A 17,061-nucleotide genomic window follows, 5' to 3' on the forward strand; every position below is an offset into this window, starting at 1 on the left:
GAAATTTTACCAATGGTACCAACGGATATCGCCGGGCTATTACGCGAAGCGCTGCGACACAGCGGCTGCGTAGACAGTCAAATAGGGCATTTCGACAGCCACAGCACGATAGAAATGCAGATGAAAAATCTGCCGGATATCAGTGTGGCTGAGGTGGAAGGTGATGTGTGGGTCTGGGCGGCGGTCGCCGAAGCGACGCCATCGTCATTGAATTATTGTGCTTTCGACCTGCTGCAGTTCCTGCTCGAAGGCAACCCGTTTTCCCGTACCGGGCAATTGCACCTGTGCGAGGTCGAGGGGCGGCTGGAGTTGCGGTTGATGGCCAGTGCCTATGCCTTGAATGATGCCAAACACTTGGCCCAAGCGCTGGACTCTTTCGTGCAGGCCATTGAAACGCTGCTGGACATCCTGCGTCGATGAGCCTGCGGCTGGAACGGCTGGCGGCCCATCCCTTGTGCTTGAGCGGTCCATTGATCGAAGCGGCGCTGCGGGACGTGGTGATCGGCGAAATCTGTGAGGTGCGCCGGCATTGGCGTTCGCCCCAGGTTGCCGCCCGGGCGCAGGTCATCGGCTTCAAGCCCGGCGCGGTGCTGCTCAGTTTGCTGGGCGAGGCGAAAGGCTTGTCCCGGGAGTCGATGATCGTGCCCACTGGTTCGACCCTGCAACTGACCTGCAGTGACGCCTTGCTCGGCAGTGTGGTCGATCCCCAGGGCGTTATCGTCGAGCGCCTGGCGCCGTCGACAGCGGTGGCCCAGCGCGACTGTCCGGTGGATGCCGCCCCGCCGTCGTACCAACAACGGCGCCCGGTGGTGGAGCCCTTGCGCACCGGCATTCGGGTCATCGACGGTTTACTGACCTGCGGTGTCGGCCAGCGCATCGGCATTTTTGCCGCCGCCGGCTCCGGCAAAACCACCTTGATCAACATGCTGATCGAACACACCGACGCGGATGTTTTCGTGATCGGCCTGATTGGCGAGCGCGGGCGCGAAGTGACCGAGTTCATCGAGCATTTGCGCCAGTCGCCCCAGCATTCCCGTTGCGTGGTGGTGTACGCCACGTCGGATTTTTCCTCGGTGGATCGCTGCAACTCGGCGCTGCAGGCCACCACCATCGCCGAGTATTTTCGCGACCAGGGCCGGCGCGTGGTGCTGTTGCTGGACTCGTTGACGCGCTACGCCCGCGCTCGCCGCGACCTGGCCTTGGCGGCCGGTGAAGCACCGGCGCGGCGCGGCTATCCGGCCTCGGTGTTCGATGCCTTGCCGCGCTTGCTCGAACGTCCGGGTGTGACCGCGTCGGGCAGCATCACCGCCTGGTACACGGTGCTGCTGGAAAGTGACGACGAGCCGGACCCGATCGCCGAGGAGATTCGCTCCATTCTCGACGGCCACGTCTACCTCAGCCGGACCCTGGCCGCCAAGGGGCACTACCCGGCCATCGATGTCTTGCGCAGCGTCAGCCGGGTGGCGACGCAAGTCACCTCGCCACAGGTCCGGCAACTGGCGGCCGCGACCCGGGACACCCTGGCGCGTCTGGAACAACTGCAGGTGTTTCTCGACATGGGCGAGTACAGCCCGGGCGTGGACGCGGCCAATGACCACGCGCTGCAACGTCGCGAAGCCCTCAGCCAGTGGCTGCGCCAGCCGACGGATCAGTGCGTTGAACCGGATGAAACCTTGCGGAGCCTGCATGAACTCATTGCTTGATCGACGGCGCCTGCTGGCCTTCAGTCAGTTGCGTCGGCAACGCGGCGAGCAGGCGCTGTTGCGCGTCCAGCGTCAGTTGCAGCCGCTGTTGCAGGAACAGTCCGGTTTCGAGGAACAGGAGGCTGCGCTGCAACGTTTGTTGAGCAGCCATCGGGCCAATGACTGTGTGCTGGATCACGGGCAGTTGTTGGCGCTGTTGCGGACCCAGGCGGTCATCCGTCGGCGCATCGATCTGCTGCGCGTCGAGCGTGACCGCGTGGATCAGCAGCGCCGACAGGTCGAGCAACAGCTGCAGGTGCAGCGCGAACAACTGCGCGGGCTGCAACGCAAACACGACAACTATGAGCGCGCTGTCCAGCAGCTGTTGCGTGGGCAACGGTTGGAGGCGGTGCGCCGCGAAGAGCGAGAGCTGGAAGAGTTGATTGGAGTTCGGCGATGAAAGAGGTCTGTGTGCCGCCAACCCGTCTGGTCCACGCCTTGGAACCGGTCGACGAAGACCCGCTGGATGAGCTGCAAGATCTGCTCATCCCGGTGCAGGAGGATGAGCTGCCGCAAGGCGTGCTGGACCTTGTGGTTGCGCTGGTTCGGCAGCAGCGGCCCTTGATGGAAACCGCCCGTGTGCCGGTCTGGCAGGCGATGAGCGTGGGGCAGGAAACGCAGGCGCTCGATCGTGATGAAACTCAGCCGATTGCCCGGGAGACGCGGGCGGTTGAACCCGATGGCAGACGACTCCCCGCCCGGGAAACAATCGCTGTTCCACAAGCAGGTCCATTGTTCAGCGAGCCCACGCAACGTCCGTCACCGCAACGCCTGCAGCCTGTTGTTGCTGTCATCGATAAAGCCACAGTGCCGAGGGATGGGGTGTCGACCGAGCCGCTACCAATGGCCCCTGTCATTGTTCCCCGTGCACGGTCGGCCCCCCGTATCGACGAACAGTTGCCTCAAGCGCCGTTGAGTTTTCAGGGCGCGCGCCATGGGTCACCGGTTGCACCGGTGGCGCTGCCCGCACCAGCGCTACCGCCAGCGTTGCCGCCAACGCTACCGCCAGCACTTGAGGTCATGGTCGAGGCCTTGCCGGACACGGGCCGGGGCTTGCTGCAAATACCGTTCAGTCGAGGGGCCGCCAGTGGACAGATCACGATCAGCCGGCTGCCTGAAGAGCCCACTCGGAACCTGACGCTCAGCCCAAGCAATGCCCTGGTGCTCGAGCAGCTCAAGGCACCTTTCGAGCTGGCCCGGGAGCCAGCCTGGCGCTTGGCTGACAGTGGCGGCGAGCAGCCGCGCCAGGGTTCGCATCAGGCGCCGGATGAGGAGCAGGACGAACAGGGCGAGCGTCCGGCATGAGCGCGTTGCAGTTACGGCGGGTCGACCCTCTGGCGCATGCCCAGGCCCAGGCGATTCAACGCTGGCGGCGTGCCGGGCGCGACGCGGGGTTGGGCAAGGTGCCAGAGCGCTCCGGCTATTTGCGGTTTTGCGCCCAGGGTGACGGCGGCGAGTGGCAGGGGCTGATCGTGGCCCATGATTGGCTGCATCGCGCGCTTCCACAGTTGCGGTCTTTGCTGACGAGCGAAACGTCGTGGACGAATGTCCTCGGATTGTTTCGCGCCGCGCCGCACCCCTTGCTGCTGGAGGTGGATGAGCTGCACTACCGGGCGTTGTCCGACATCGAAGGCGTCGCCCCGGTGCGATTGCCAACCCGCGACCTGCCATGGCTCGACACCCCTCGGGGACGGGTTTGGTTGCTGCAACTGCCGCCCGCACGTTTCGCCAGCGAGCGCTTGGACGCCGACTCATGGCTGGATGAATTGCCGTTGCACCTGGAACTGATTCTCGGCGTCAGCCACCTGAGTCTTGCCAGTCGCAGACGCCTGGGTGAGGGCGATGTCCTGCGCGTCGCCCAGCGCACTCAACGGTGCTGTCTGGCCAACCGTTGCCTCGGCACTTTTACCTTTACCCAAGAGGGGCTACACATGCAACCGACTGTGACCGATACCGATCCAGAGCAGCCGCCGGAGTCTGGCGCGGCCATCGACCTGGGCGCGCTGCCGGTGCGCCTGGAGTTCCTGCTCGCCACCCATCAAACCGACCTGGCGACGCTGTCGCGCATCATCGAGGGACAACTGATCCCGTTGGCCGAAGATGCCGCGCGGCACATCGAGGTGCGCGCCAACGGCAAGCCGGTGGCCCAGGGGGAACTGGTGCAGTTGGACGGCCAGTTGGGGGTCGAGTTGTTCAAGGTCTATCGAGCGGGCGCCGATGAATGACGTCTCGCTGATCGCGCTGCTGGCGTTTGCTTCGCTGCTGCCGTTCCTGGTGGCGGCGGGCACCTGCTACCTCAAGTTCTCCATCGTCTTCGTCATCGTGCGCAACGCGTTGGGCCTGCAGCAGGTGCCATCGAACATGGCGCTCAATGCGATTGCCCTGATGCTGGCGATTTTCGTCATGACGCCGGTCATGAAGCAGGGCCATGACTACTACAAGCGCGAGGCGGTGACCTTTACCGACATTGCGTCGGTGGTGGACTTCGCCGAGAACGGCCTGGGCAGCTACAAGGATTACCTGCGCAAGTACACCGACCCGGAGCTGGCGCAGTTCTTCGAGCGGGCCCAGGCGTTCCAGGCTGAAACCGACGCGGGCCTGCCTGCCGATGAAGAGGTTGAGACCTCGCTGTTTTCGCTGCTGCCGGCCTATGCGCTGAGTGAAATCAAAAGTGCTTTCAAGATTGGCTTCTATCTGTACCTGCCCTTCGTGATCGTCGACCTGGTGATCTCCAGCATCCTGCTGGCGCTGGGCATGATGATGATGAGCCCGGTGATCATTTCCGTGCCGATCAAACTGGTGTTGTTTGTCGCACTGGACGGCTGGGCGTTGCTGTCGACCGGGCTGGTCAAGCAATACCTGACCTTGCTGGCCTAGGTGCACCGATGAACGATCTGGTCTATGCCGGCAACAAAACCTTGTACTTGATCCTGCTGATGGTGGCCTGGCCGATCATCGTCGCCACGGTGGTCGGCCTGGTGGTCGGGTTGATCCAGACCGTGACGCAGTTGCAGGAGCAGACGCTGCCGTTTGGCTTCAAACTGTTGGCGGTGGCGGCGTGCCTGTTCCTGCTTTCGGGCTGGTACGGCGAAACCTTGCTGGATTTCAGTCGTGAAGTCATTCGCCTGGCGTTGAGTTAGGCCGATGTCGGTGGCGTTGTTTTTCGAGCTGTACGCCTGGTTCGCTGCGGCGGTGTTGGGTGTGGCGCGTCTGGCGCCGATTTTCTTCATGTTGCCGTTTCTCAATAGCAGCGTGCTGACCGGTGTCACGCGCCAGGCGGTGATTGTGCTGGTGGCGTTGGGGTTCTGGCGCTACGTCGGCGTGCCTACGCCAGCCCTCGACAGCGTGGCGTTCCTCGGTCTGGTGCTGCGTGAGGCGGGTATTGGTGTGCTGCTGGGCGTGCTGCTGGGCTGGCCGTTCTGGGTGCTGCATGCCATGGGCAACCTGATCGACAACCAGCGCGGGGCCATGCTCAGTAGCACGGTGGACCCGGCCAATGGTGTCGACACCTCGGAGTTGGCGAATTTTCTCCAGTTGTTTGCCGCGGCGGTTTATCTCGAAGGTGGCGGCCTGTTGTTGATGCTCGAAACCGTCGGCCACAGTTATCGCCTTTGCGCGCCAGCGAGCAGTTGTGAGCTGCACCTGCCTGCACTCTATTCATTGCTCGATGCACTGGTGAGCAAGACCCTGGTCATCAGTGCGCCGGTGGTGGCGACCTTGCTGGTCAGCGAGGCGCTGCTTGGGTTGCTCTCGCGGTATGCGCCGCAAATGAATGCTTTTTCGGTGTCGCTGACGGTCAAGAGCCTGGTGGCGCTGGTGGTCTTGATGCTGTATTTCGGCGTGCATCTGCCGGACGAAGTGCTGCGCATGGGCATGCTGTCCGACGGCTTGGCGCAGTATCTGGAGGGCGGAGATGTCATCCAGCGCCTCGAAGACTGAAAAGCCCACCGCCAAGCGCCTCAGGGATGCCGCGCGCAAAGGACAGACGTTCAAGGCCAAGGACCTGGTCATCACCTGCCTGACCCTGTGTGGCATCACCTACATGGTCTTCAACAGCTCGTTGATCGAGATCATGGAGGTCTACCGGCGCATCATCGCCAGCGATTTCGACGCCGACCTGCAAGCCTACTCGGCGATGCTGGTGCTGGTCGGCCTCAAGGCATTGCTGCCATTGTTGCTGGTGTGCGTGCTGACCAGTGCCTTGCCGGCCTTGCTGCAAAGCGGTTTTGCCTTGGCCAGCGAAGCCTTGAAACTGAATCTGGGCGCCTTGAACCCGGTCAATGGCTTCAAGAAGCTGTTCAGCCTGCGCACCGTCAAGGACACCTTCAAGGCGCTGTTGTACCTGGGCAGTTTCGCCATGGCGCTGTGGATTGTCTGGCTGACCCAGCGGCAATTGCTGTTCGCCCAACTGTTCGCCCAGGCGCCGGCGTTGTTCGCGATCTGGGGGCGTTTGCTGCTGGTGTTGGTGCTGGCATTCCTGGCCTGCGTCCTGTTGATCGTCGTACTCGATGCCCTCAGCGAATACTGGTTGTTCATGAAAGACCAGATGATGGACAAGGATTCGGTCAAGCGTGAACACAAGGAGCAGGACGGCAACCCGCAGATCAAGGGCCGTCGCCGCGACTTGCACATGGAGCTGTTGTCGGAGCAGGTCAAATCCGATGTGCGCAGCTCGCGCATGATCATCGCCAACCCCACCCACATTGCCATCGGCGTGTATTTCCGCCCGGAGATCACGTTGCTGCCGTTTATCTCCCTGATGGAAACCAACCAGCGCGCCCTGGCGGTTCGAGCGTACGCCAAGGAAGTGGGGGTGCCGGTAATCAACGACATCGCCTTGGCCCGCCGCATCTTCAAGACCCACCAGCGCTACAGCTTCCTCCAGGTGCAGGAAATCGAGGAGGTGCTGCGGCTGTTGATCTGGCTTGAGCAGGTTGAGCAGGCGTGAGGCCAGGCACAGCCAGGCACAGTCCTTTGTGGTGGGAACCTGTGGGAGCAAGGCTTGCCCGCGATGCAGCCGCCTCGTACTTGCGCAGACCGCATCGACTTTATCGCGGGCAAGCCTTGCTCCCACAGATGAATCCATCCGCCACAAAAGCAACCTTGCTGGGCTGGAGGATTGTGCGATGCAGCTCGATTGGAGAGCCCCTGTCACTCGTGCTCTGCACATAACCGTGTGGCGAGGGGATTTATCCCCGCTGGGCTGCGTAGCAGACCCAAGGCAGTGAACTCAATCTGTCTGGCACACCGAGTTTTCAGTTTTGGGGCCGCTGCGCAGCCCAGCGGGGATAAATCCCCTCGCCACAAAAGCACTCTCATCAGGCAGGAGGTTCGTGTGCGTTTCAACGGCGGCATGAGCGCAATTTGGCAGCGTGCTTGCCGGCGTTTTGGCTCAATGCATCGGTCAGCGACGCTGGCGTTTTTTCAGGAGTGTGGCTGATGAGTCGCGATAACAAACAAGACGAGCAGGTGGCCCTGGACGTCGTCGATGCAGTGCTCGGTGGTGCGGCGTTGAAAGACGTGCAAGGCATCAGCGACGAGCACATGGGCAGTCTCTATGCCTTCGCCTTCCAGTTCTATGAACAGGGGCGATTGGACGATGCCGAGAAGTTCTTTCACTTCCTGTGCATCTACGACTTCTACAACAGCCATTACTGGATGGGACTGGCTGCGGTGCACCAACTCAAGCAAAACCACCAAAAAGCAATCGACCTGTACGCGATCGCCTTTGCCCAGGGCAAGAACGACTATCGGCCAATGTTGTACACCGGCCAATGTCACTTAGCCCTGGGTAAGGTCGGCAAGGCCCGGTTGTGTTTCGAATACGTGCTCGAGCAAGCCACGGAAGACGATCTGCGCGAGCAGGCCAAGGTGTATCTCGACACCCTGGCCCACATGGAACAGCACTGTTCGGAGGACTGAACATGAGTGAAATCAGAAACACCCCAAACCCCGCATTCCAGGGCGCAATGAGCCGCAGCGAGGCCTTTGAAAAATACGGCGCGGCGGCCAGCAAGGCCGCCAGGACCGCGGATTTTCAGGAGGCCGGCCAGAAAGCGCTGGCGGACCTGATGTCAGTGAAATACGAAGGCCACGACGGCCCGTCCGCCGCCAGTACCGGTCGGCCCGCATTACACCCGCCTGCGCCGCGCGCCGATGGCAATAAACAGGAAACCAGCGGCGATCTGTTCACGTTATTGATGGCGATGATCAGCGAGCTGATCGGCGAGGTCGACGTCAAGAAACTGAAAAATCGCCTGGCGATGCTGCAGAGCATGGCTGGCGCCAAGCAACAGGCCCATGAAAACCTCTCGGCTGAATACACCGCTGCCGTCGAGGCCATGACGGCGGCCGAGGGCAATGTCGGCAGCAGCCAGGAACACCTCGAACAACTGCGCGATCGGGTCTTGCACTTCCAGGGACTGCTGGATGAAAGCGAGGCGCGGCTGGCGCAACTGGACCCTCAGTCGCCTGAATATGCACAGGAGCTGGCCCGTCGCGACCAGCTCAAAGGCGAAGTGGCGAACCATACCCAAGCCTTCAACGTGGCGACCGATGCGCATCTGACGCTGATTGAGATCGCCACCGCCTGCGCCAAGGCTGTGGGCACGGTATTCGCGAAAGTGGTCTCATCCAGCGTGAACAGCTCGACCCCCAAGCCGACCGATGAAAAGGCCCTCAGCAGCAGTGCGCTGGCGTTGTTGAACCGCTTGAAAATCATCGAACTGCTCGGCGAGTCGGCGCAGAACAAGGAGGAGCTTAGCCAAGAGCTGTTCCAGGAACTGCAGGCCAGGCTCCAGGCGCACATGGAGCGTGAATCGGAAAAATACCTGGAGGAAGTGCGCAAGGCCGAGGCCTTGCAAAAAACCATGGGCTGCATCGGCAAGATCGTCGGGGCGATCCTGACGGTCGCGACCATCGCCGCCGGGGTCCTGACCGCTAACCCGGTGCTCATCGCCGTGGGCGTGGTCGGCGCGGCCGTGATGATTGCCGACTCGGTGATCCAGGACAAAACCGGCGTGTCGTTCATGGCTGAAGCCATGAAGCCGCTGACCATTGTCATGCAGGAAGCCATCAAGCTGTTCACCGAGATCTACACCAAGTTGCTGAGCGGCCTGGGCGTTGATGAAGACACGGCCAAGAAAATCGCGCAGATCGCCGGCATGATCCAGGGCATCGCTTCTACCTTGGCGGCTGTCGCGTTGGTGGCCGTGGTCGGGGTGCAGGTGATCGGGCCGATGGTCAGTGCCATCGCTTCGAAACTGGCCTCGGTGGTCGCCCAGGCCACGCCTGCCGCGATGCAAGCGATGAAGCAAGTGGCAACTTCGGTCGGTAACACCTTGACCCAGATGCTCACCCAGTTGCGCGGGTTCATCACCAATGGTGCTGATCCGGTATTGCTGGCGCGTTACGCCGCCAACCTGGAGATCGCCCAGGCCGTTACCGAATTCGGCAATGTCGCGGTGCAGGGCGGGCTGCAAATGGAGAGCAGTCGGCTCCAGGCCTGGGCCTCCGTGCACCTGGCCGATGTGCGGGTAGGCATGGCCATCAGCGAGGAAGTCAGCGCCTACCTGACCCAGGTGGTCGAGAACTATGGGCAGGCGATGCAGGAGCGAACCCGGCAAATAGAGCATGTGTTTGCCGATATGCAACGCAGCCATTCCGTCAGCCTGCAAATGGTTCGACATGTCTAACATCATTCTCGAAAGGTATTTCTGATGATTGCTATCGGCGCTACGAACAGAGGCGTACCCACTGTCGTTGAACATGATCCGAGCAACGACACTGCGCTGATTGAGTCAGTCGGCCAAGACCAGGTTTTGAAGAAGCTCAAAAGCGAGGCTCTTTTCGGCTCTTCCGCACTCGACAAAATCACCGCAGAGCAAGTGCTCCGCAACGACAACTTCACCGTGCCTTCGCCTGCGGAACTCGAACGTGCAATCGATGCGTATCAACCCGCGGAATCGGATTGGGAGGATTTCGGCGTGGCGTTGCTGATGGTCAGCGACGAAGTGCGCAACGAGCTGGCCTTCGATCCAGGCGCCTGGGAGAAACACGCCAACGTACTGGTGGCTGCGATCATCGCCCTGAACATCGCACGAGTCGCCAATGCGCAACTGCGCGGCCATTTCAGTGTCATGGCTTCCGAGGCGGCGAAGTCCCAGGGCGCGGCCATCATCGAGTCCGGCAAGGCGGCGCTGAACAGCGCCATTACCGCCGCGGTGGTGTCCGGCGCCATCGCCGGGTTCGCCATGGTCAAGACCTTCCAGGGCCAGGCGATGAAGCATGCGGACATCGACCTGCATCGCCGCAACGCCATGGACGCGGGCAACCTCGAACGCGACCTCAAGCTGGAGCGCAATCGCAATGAGTGGAGCCCGGACACCACTTACAAGATCAAGACCCTCGATGATTTTGCCCGCCCGACCACCGTCGACTTCAAACCCAAGGGCTCGACACTGACGAACCAGGAACAGGCCTGGTTCGACGGGGAAATCCTCAAGGCCCAGAAGGTTGGTCAAACGTCCGACTGGCTGAGCCAGATGGGCAGCAAGGGCATCGAAAAGAAACTGGAAATCGGCCGCGCGCTCAATGCCATGTCGATGAGCATGAGCCAGGTGGTGGCGAAGATTGTAGGTCTGGATGAGTTCAAGGCGCGTGCAAAAGGAGAGCTGATGCAAAGCGTGCAAAACACCCAGAAGAGCCTGAGTGACGGGATTGGCCAGAAAGACGCGGCCGAGGCGGCGTTGGTGCAGAAGCTGATGGAGATGGTGATGCAGCTGTTTCAATCGCGCAGTGATGTTATCCGTGCCGTGACGGCGTGAAGGAGAGAGGTCTATGGAAATTACCCAATCGATTCGTTCGCCTATCGTATTGCTGCCGAACGTAGAGGCCATCACGGATACCGCGTCGCCTGTGGACGTACCCGCTGAGATTCAAACGGTCAGTTCCCTGACGAATCTACTCGATCGGTCCATGAACGCAATGAATCGCAGCCTGGGCCATTTGCTCAAGTGCCCGTCAATCATCGCCAAGCCTCTGGAAGGCACGGCGGCCGAGACCACAGCACAACACCTCGTCGCGGAGTTTGTCGAACAGATCCACTTCAAGCGTGACCGAGCGCAAATGTGGGCCGTGCAGGTGCGCCAGTGCTGTGCGGTGATGACCCACAGCCAGAAAACTGGGCTCTTGGATGAAAGTCAGCGCCAGCCGCTCAATGACGAGCAAAGCAGGATCCTTCGCGCCCTCCAGGAACATCTGGAAGAGCAGAAGCCCCGTGAGATCGCGGAGGCTTTGGATGCGACGATCAACTCATCGAATGACTTCTTTGAAAAACTGCTTGAACTGATCGACCTGATCAAGAACGGCTACCTCGCCGGCTATGAGCACATCATTGCGGCTTATTCGGACTTCTTTTCCGACTTCAACAGCGAAATCACCGCGATGATGAAGGATTGGATCGAAGGGGCGAACGACGGCAAGGAGGTCAAGTTGAATGTGGGCGCGTTGCGCAATGCATTGGATAGACTGATCGCAAAATATTCCCTACCCAACTCCGCTGCCATCCTCTTTCCAAAACCACCTGAAACAGGCGCAACTAAGGAAGAGGCGGAAAACTGGCTCAAGGCACTGGGCCTACCTGCGAGTTGCCTCAAGCAAAATCCCGCCCCGAACGGTCCTTGGTGTGTCGTCATCGACACCGGGCCACTGACAACGATGAAAAGTAGTCTGCCGTCGGGCGGCGGCACGGTGACCTGGGATACCGCCAAATTCAACGCCTGGCAAACCGGCTTCAACGCCCAGGAGGAACGCATGAAAAACGTGCTGCAGTCGTTTACGCAGAAGTATTCGAATGCTAATTCTTATCATGACAATTTCAATAAGACGTTGTCGGCGCATTTGAATCAGTTTGCGGATATGTTGCGGGCGATGTTGAATTTTTAATCTTGCGATGGGGTGATGGATGAATCAACCAAGTGCTGGAGTGTGTATTGATTCTGAAGTGATGAAATTACTATCTGACTATTTTTCTTTGGCTTCGCGGAAGTTAGGCAGAAGCTCACGGTTAATAGAAGACTTAAGTGCCGATTCTGTGGATGTAATAGAAATTATTATGATTATTGATGAGGTGTTCGGTGTGGAGCTTTCGTCGGAACAGATAATTGAATGGCGGACTGTAGCAGATGTTGTTTATTCGGTTGCAGAGGCAGCTGGTATTGAAGTGGAGCTGGGAAGTGTAGGCGAGCAAAGCTGAAATTCAGCTAGTGTCTGTTGTGCAATTGCAAAAAGAAGGTTGTGAGAGCTAGTGGGTTGTGTTTTTTTTCTTGGGTTTAATTATTTGATAGGTGGTTTATGAGGGTTGAATGTTTTGAAGTCGCTCCGAGACTGATGGTTGGGTCATGTAATGTGCCAGCACTTGGTCAAGAGGTGGTTAAGGTTAGCAATGGCTCGGCAGTGTTGTCTCCTGTTAGCAAGGTGTCTTTCGATCTAAAGGAAGGCGCTTTAGGAGTAGGCGGTAACTCTCAGGGTGGCGGGGTGAATGAAGCTAATGCTAAAAGTGTTCTGGCGGATTTGAAGCGGTTGCCAAAGTCAGAAAACACTTTTCAAGAACGTTTGGCGTGTTTGTTGGCTGATCCTTCACTAGAAACATGGCAGGCATTTACTTATCCGTCAAATGAAGAGCTGGTTGCGCAGAAAGCGAGTGGTGACGTCGGGTTTAGAGAGTTTTTAAGGGGGGGTGGTGTTTGGTTACCGGAAGTTGAGAATGTGAATCACAATATAATAAATAATCTGCTTGTCAGGGCTGCTGATAAGTACGCGGAATCGTTCGTAGATCTTATGCTAGGAGATGGAAAGGTAGAAGTAAGTGATTTAGTTATCGCACGAGGAGCTCCTGGTGTCGGAAAAAGCCACTATTTGGCAAATCAATACGCTTTGGCTGTCGATGATGCCAAGGCTATGATCCAACATCGGATACAGGGACTAACAAGTGCTCAGGTTCATTTGCAAGGAAAGATAATAATTCAACGTTTTGAACATGCCCTGATGGAAAGGTTCTCATTGGTACTTACTTTGGATGCTTTGTATCTTACGATGGATGCTGTTAAGAATAAGCTTGATGCAATGATTGAGAGTGGTAAGGATCAGAAGGTGTCTGTGCGGGATATTCAGGTGGACTTGATTACTTTGTGTTGTCGAGTTTTAAAGAGAAGTGTTTTTCAACCACGTCTGACGTTTGCCGCAGTAAGTGATTATGCTAAAAGTTCATTGCAGAATAGGCAGGCATTTATTGAGCTCTTGGAGCAAAAGCAGGCGCTCGTTAAGGACTATTCACTTTTGGTCTGGGAAGCAGGTAAGTACATTGAAGCTGCTCGTTTTTGTCCGGAAGAAGGCAGGGTAGTTGCTGTTGATGACGCTTTGTTCGATAAGTGTAAGTCTTTTGAAGGTGTCGATGCTGAAATCGAAGAAGTCCGCCGTATGGTGATTGATGAGCTTTTTATGAAGACTGTTGTGAAGGACCTTGATAACGTAGAGGCTCAACGCTTTGTGAAGGCTTTAAAGGTGTATGAGGGGCGGACATTGGAAGAGGCTATGTTTATTCATTCCCGTGATACAAGTTTAGAGGGGGGCGTAGGGGAGAGGGTATTAAAAGGGGTGTTGTTTTGAAAGTGCGATAGTGATTAACAGATTGAGCCTGCAGGCGGATGAATTTCAGTCGCTGCGAGTCATTGCGGTGGTAATCAAGAATTTAAAAATCTAATTCTTGTAGGCGGTCAGTTTTAATGCATCGCTCGTGGAGTTGGCCCTAGGTACATGTCTATAGGCGTGGACTTGTAAGGTTCGCTGGGTGACGGCCTACTCAATATGTTGTGGTTTCCTACGCAAATGAGGCTTTTAGTCCTACGGAATCCCCCCACACATCTTCCTATAGTCACGCAGCTCGCCATCCCGAGCCTGTGCCCGTCACAGGCTCAATCGCGCTTCAGTAACTTTCTATAGAGAAACCTCAGAGTATGGACAGTACAACTGATCAAGCGCCGGTCAAGTCATTCGTTTTTGACCACTGGCTACTGCAAAGCGATGGAACGCTGATGCGAGATGGACAAGGAGTTCATGTTCCACCCAAAGAACTGCACGTACTGCGCCTGCTGCTGAAGTCGGCGGGTACGGTCGTGAGTAAGGATTATCTGCTCGATCATGTCTGGCCGCGGATGGATGCGGCGGAAGAGTCGTTGACCCGTTGTATCTATGCCTTGCGCAAGTTGTTCAAGGAGCACAAGGGTTACATTGCGACGGTTTACGGCCAGGGTTATCGGTTCACCGGTTCCGTGGTCGAGCTCGATGTGACGAGCCAGGCGAGGGCGGTGGCGCCGTCGTTGGCGGTGTTGCCTTTGCGCAATCTGGACGAGATCGCCGCGCTGGATCTGCAGGATCTGATGATCCGCCAATTGACCACAGCATTCGGTGAGGCGTTGCATGTCATCCCCTCGGGGCTGATCGCGGCCAGCGGTGTATCGGACGATGTGCGGGCGTTGGCCGGGCGGTTGCCGGCGGATTACTGCTTGAGCGGGCGTTTTATCGGCGCGGGCGGGCTGCAACACTGGTCGGTCGAGTTGATTCGTGGCTGCGATCAGTCTCTGCTGCATGGGCAGACGCTGGATGCCTGTGATCTTGGGGAGGCGCTTGGCGTGTTGACCAGCCTGGTGGCCCAGTGTGTACCCGGGTTGCGTCCGGTCGGTGATCGCTGCGGGTCCTATTCGGCGGCGGTGGCGTATCTCAACGGGTTGTGCAGCGTGCAGCAGCACACGGTGCAAAGCCTCGGCGATGCCCTCGTGCTGTTCAGGCAGTGCGTGAAGCTCGACGCCGGGTACGCACCACCCTGGTGTGGCTTGGCGGATGTGTGGCTGGGGCGGGCGATGATGGGCCTGGGTGATCCGGCTCGCGCCATCGAGGAGGCGCATTCGGTGGTCTCCCGTGCGTTGGCACTGGACCCCGCCAGCCTCCCGGCGTTGACGCGCCTGGCGTTGCTCACCAGTTTGCGCGGTTGCGAGCAGGCGGCCCAGGTGTTGTTCCGGCGCTGCCTGTTGTCGGCCGATCAGGCGGACGTGCTGTATTTTCACGCCTGGCATCACTGGTTCTGGCGGCGCAACGAGCAAGCGGCGCAGATGGTCGACCAGTGCCTGGCGCATGATCCGGACTGTGTCCGGGCGCAGATCCTGCGGGTGCGCATTCACGAACAGCTGACGTGGATCGGCGAGAGGCGCCTGGCATGAAGCGGCGCCGGAAAACCTGGTTATGCGTGCCGGTGTGTCTTGGCCTGGGTCTTGGCACGCCCCAGGCACAGGCCTGGTGTTGGAGCAGGGCGGGGCAGTTGCACGCCATCGAGCCCGAGCTGCTCCAAGCGATTGCCGAAGTCGAATCAGGTCTGCGCTCGGACGCCATCAACCACAACCGCAACGGCACTCGCGATATCGGGCTGATGCAGATCAACAGCATTCATCTATCGCGCTTGAGTGCCCAGGGCATCACCGAGCAACGCCTGTTGGATGAGCCTTGCCTGTCGGTAGAGGTCGGTGCCTCGGTGCTGGCCGGGTTTATCGCCCGTTACGGTTACAACTGGACGGCGGTCGGCGCCTACAACGCCGGCAATGCCCCGGATCGCCAAGCGGCGCGGCTGCGTTATGCGCGCAAAGTCTGGCAACGTTACCAAGTGATCACCCAGGCCGGGGACTGACGGCGTCACGAACGGGCCCCGCGCAGGATTCTGATCCTTTGCAGCACGCATTCGGCAGAATCGGATCAGGAATCCTGCGAACGCCTTTCCTAACCTACCTGCTCATTCGACCTTTCTGGAGTTTGGACGGTGACAGTCCCTACGGCCCCCACGCTACAGCCCTGCATCCTGCGGATCCTCAACGGTCCGTTGCAGGGCTGCGAATTCCCGCTCGGCGAGGGCACGACCCTGTTCGTCGTCGGGGCCGTGGAGGTGTTGGGGGACGGCGCACGGGTTGCCAGCGTACCGGCGGATGCGATCTTCGTTCCCCTGGAGGAGGGTGGCTGCAATTTCGAGGTACTGGCCGACCAGGCCACGCCGGACGGTGTGCCGGTGCGCTTGCTCGGTGATTCGATCGAAGTACGTCACTGCGTCTTCCAGGCCCGTATGCAACTCGGCGGGTTGCAAGTGGCCTTGCGTCCAGCAGATCAATCCTGGGCGCCCGAGTGTCTTGGTCCGGCAGATAGCCCGTGCAATGCCGCCGTGTTCAGCGGATGGCGTGCCCATTGGACCCGCGGGATTGCCGGTGCTCTGGCGTTGGCTGCGTTGGTCTCTGTGGTCAGCCTCTGGTCGATGCCGGGGCCGTCGCCTGAAACCGATATTCGTGGGTTGATCGCCGGCGCCAGTGCGCCGGTCCAGGTGCTGCGCGGTCGTGATGAGGCGGTTTATGTCTTCGTGTCTTCCGAGCGCGATGCCGGTTGGAGCCGGCAGGTGCTGACGCGCCACGCCCGCCTGAACAGCGAGGTACTGCTGCTGGAGCAGGAGCGTCGCCGGTTGGAGCAACTGCTGGTCGACCATGATCCGCAACTGGCTTGGCATTTCCTGGATCTCAAGGATCCGTCGGTGCCGCGCCTGTTGCTCAGCGCACAACGCAACCTGCTCACGCCCGACAAGCAGGCCAAGCTGCTCGATACCGTGCTCGCGGCGGCGCCGTATGCCCGCGATGTCGTGCTGCAGATGCAGGATGACGTGCTGCTCGCTGACCTTGCGCAGGGCGGCTTGCAACGCCTGGCATTGACCTTCAACCGGGTCGAACACGCAGATGGGGTCTCGTTCGCCATCGAGGGCAATCTGCAAGACGGCGAGCTGGCCGCTGCGCGCCAGTACGTCGACGATTTCTACCGGCAGTGGGGTGATCGCTACGTGCACTTCATGGTCGAGCTCAAGGACGACGCGCTCAAGGGCAAGTCGTTTCAAACCGGCCCGCAGGGCTACGTCAAGACGAGTCCTTCGTCTTGGTATTTTTCCAAACAGATACCGTAGGTGAGCAATGGCTGATATCGGTTTACCCATAAAATTTCCCGACGACTTCCTCGGCGACCAAGCCGCCGCGTTCGAGGAAGGGGCAAAGCTACTCAAAGTAGCTTTGGACGAAGCGCTTACAAAGCTGCAAGGCGATGCCTCTGATCCCGGATTGTTGGCGGCCTACCAGACCGCATTTTCCTCCTACACGGTGTTCCGCAACGCCCAGACCAACACGATCAAGGGCTTCAAGGATATCGACATGGCGATCATCCAGGCGGCCCGCTGACGCTTTCCCTTTCG

General features: G+C 59.2%; 19 protein-coding genes. All 19 read left to right on the top strand.

The genetic code is table 11. The features are described from left to right. The first annotated feature begins 12 nt into the window (after positions 1 to 12). The 19 genes from AD662_RS09365 to sctF all read left to right on the top strand — a co-directional run bounded on the left by AD662_RS09365 (position 13) and on the right by sctF (position 17,047). Positions 13 to 420 (top strand): InvB/SpaK family type III secretion system chaperone, encoded by a 408-nt coding sequence (locus AD662_RS09365; protein WP_053186762.1) that lies wholly within the window; start codon positions 13 to 15, stop codon positions 418 to 420. Next, complete coding sequence (sctN, locus tag AD662_RS09370; protein ID WP_053186766.1) at positions 417 to 1,703, top strand: type III secretion system ATPase SctN; 1,287 nt, start codon at positions 417 to 419, stop codon at positions 1,701 to 1,703. The genes AD662_RS09365 and sctN overlap by 4 nt, the downstream gene beginning before the upstream one ends. Next, a complete protein-coding gene (locus tag AD662_RS09375; RefSeq protein WP_053186769.1) occupies positions 1,687 to 2,142 on the top strand; it encodes a type III secretion protein in 456 nt (151 codons plus the stop codon). The genes sctN and AD662_RS09375 overlap by 17 nt, the downstream gene beginning before the upstream one ends. Continuing rightward, positions 2,139 to 3,047 (top strand): SpaN/EivJ family type III secretion system needle length determinant, encoded by a 909-nt coding sequence (locus AD662_RS09380; protein WP_053186772.1) that lies wholly within the window; start codon positions 2,139 to 2,141, stop codon positions 3,045 to 3,047. The genes AD662_RS09375 and AD662_RS09380 overlap by 4 nt, the downstream gene beginning before the upstream one ends. Beyond that, a complete protein-coding gene (locus AD662_RS09385; RefSeq protein WP_053186775.1) occupies positions 3,044 to 3,967 on the top strand; it encodes a FliM/FliN family flagellar motor switch protein in 924 nt (307 codons plus the stop codon). Before AD662_RS09380 ends, AD662_RS09385 begins: the two co-directional genes overlap by 4 nt. Next, positions 3,960 to 4,619 carry an EscR/YscR/HrcR family type III secretion system export apparatus protein gene (locus tag AD662_RS09390; protein ID WP_053181459.1) on the top strand — a complete coding sequence of 220 codons (660 nt, stop codon included), beginning with the start codon at positions 3,960 to 3,962 and terminating at the stop codon, positions 4,617 to 4,619. The genes AD662_RS09385 and AD662_RS09390 overlap by 8 nt, the downstream gene beginning before the upstream one ends. A gap of 8 nt (positions 4,620 to 4,627) precedes the next feature. Then, entirely contained in the window at positions 4,628 to 4,882 is a 255-nt protein-coding gene (locus AD662_RS09395; protein ID WP_014337351.1) for an EscS/YscS/HrcS family type III secretion system export apparatus protein, read from the top strand. A 4-nt stretch (positions 4,883 to 4,886) separates the two neighbouring features. Next, complete coding sequence (gene sctT / locus AD662_RS09400) at positions 4,887 to 5,681, top strand: type III secretion system export apparatus subunit SctT (protein ID WP_018608706.1); 795 nt, start codon at positions 4,887 to 4,889, stop codon at positions 5,679 to 5,681. Beyond that, a complete protein-coding gene (locus AD662_RS09405) occupies positions 5,656 to 6,690 on the top strand; it encodes an EscU/YscU/HrcU family type III secretion system export apparatus switch protein (protein WP_018608704.1) in 1,035 nt (344 codons plus the stop codon). The genes sctT and AD662_RS09405 overlap by 26 nt, the downstream gene beginning before the upstream one ends. A gap of 491 nt (positions 6,691 to 7,181) precedes the next feature. Continuing rightward, positions 7,182 to 7,664: a type III secretion system translocator chaperone SicA gene (gene sicA, locus AD662_RS09410; RefSeq protein WP_018608702.1), complete on the top strand. Its 483-nt coding sequence runs from the start codon at positions 7,182 to 7,184 to the stop codon at positions 7,662 to 7,664. A gap of 2 nt (positions 7,665 to 7,666) precedes the next feature. Continuing rightward, complete coding sequence (gene sctE / locus AD662_RS09415; protein ID WP_018608700.1) at positions 7,667 to 9,436, top strand: type III secretion system translocon subunit SseC family protein; 1,770 nt, start codon at positions 7,667 to 7,669, stop codon at positions 9,434 to 9,436. Positions 9,437 to 9,460: 24 nt separating this feature from the next. After that, entirely contained in the window at positions 9,461 to 10,567 is a 1,107-nt protein-coding gene (locus tag AD662_RS09420) for an IpaC/SipC family type III secretion system effector (protein ID WP_053186778.1), read from the top strand. Positions 10,568 to 10,580: 13 nt separating this feature from the next. Then, positions 10,581 to 11,687, top strand: a complete 1,107-nt coding sequence (locus AD662_RS09425; protein WP_053186781.1) for an IpaD/SipD/SspD family type III secretion system needle tip protein — start codon at positions 10,581 to 10,583, stop codon at positions 11,685 to 11,687. Between the two features lie 19 nt (positions 11,688 to 11,706). Continuing rightward, entirely contained in the window at positions 11,707 to 11,997 is a 291-nt protein-coding gene (locus tag AD662_RS28350) for an acyl carrier protein (protein WP_074849611.1), read from the top strand. A 98-nt stretch (positions 11,998 to 12,095) separates the two neighbouring features. Then, a complete protein-coding gene (locus AD662_RS29225) occupies positions 12,096 to 13,409 on the top strand; it encodes a hypothetical protein (protein WP_139213087.1) in 1,314 nt (437 codons plus the stop codon). A 425-nt stretch (positions 13,410 to 13,834) separates the two neighbouring features. After that, positions 13,835 to 15,016: a winged helix-turn-helix domain-containing protein gene (locus AD662_RS09435; RefSeq protein ID WP_053186784.1), complete on the top strand. Its 1,182-nt coding sequence runs from the start codon at positions 13,835 to 13,837 to the stop codon at positions 15,014 to 15,016. Beyond that, the gene (locus tag AD662_RS09440; protein WP_033062700.1) at positions 15,013 to 15,477 is read left to right on the top strand and encodes a transglycosylase SLT domain-containing protein; all 465 of its coding nucleotides are present in this window, start codon (positions 15,013 to 15,015) and stop codon (positions 15,475 to 15,477) included. The genes AD662_RS09435 and AD662_RS09440 overlap by 4 nt, the downstream gene beginning before the upstream one ends. Positions 15,478 to 15,606: 129 nt before the next feature. Beyond that, complete coding sequence (locus AD662_RS09445; RefSeq protein ID WP_053186786.1) at positions 15,607 to 16,779, top strand: PrgH/EprH family type III secretion apparatus protein; 1,173 nt, start codon at positions 15,607 to 15,609, stop codon at positions 16,777 to 16,779. A gap of 7 nt (positions 16,780 to 16,786) precedes the next feature. Beyond that, entirely contained in the window at positions 16,787 to 17,047 is a 261-nt protein-coding gene (sctF, locus tag AD662_RS09450) for a type III secretion system needle filament subunit SctF (protein ID WP_053181432.1), read from the top strand. Positions 17,048 to 17,061 lie beyond the last annotated feature (14 nt).

This window comes from Pseudomonas kilonensis, from assembly GCF_001269885.1.
Taxonomy (GTDB): Bacteria; Pseudomonadota; Gammaproteobacteria; order Pseudomonadales; family Pseudomonadaceae; genus Aquipseudomonas; species Aquipseudomonas kilonensis.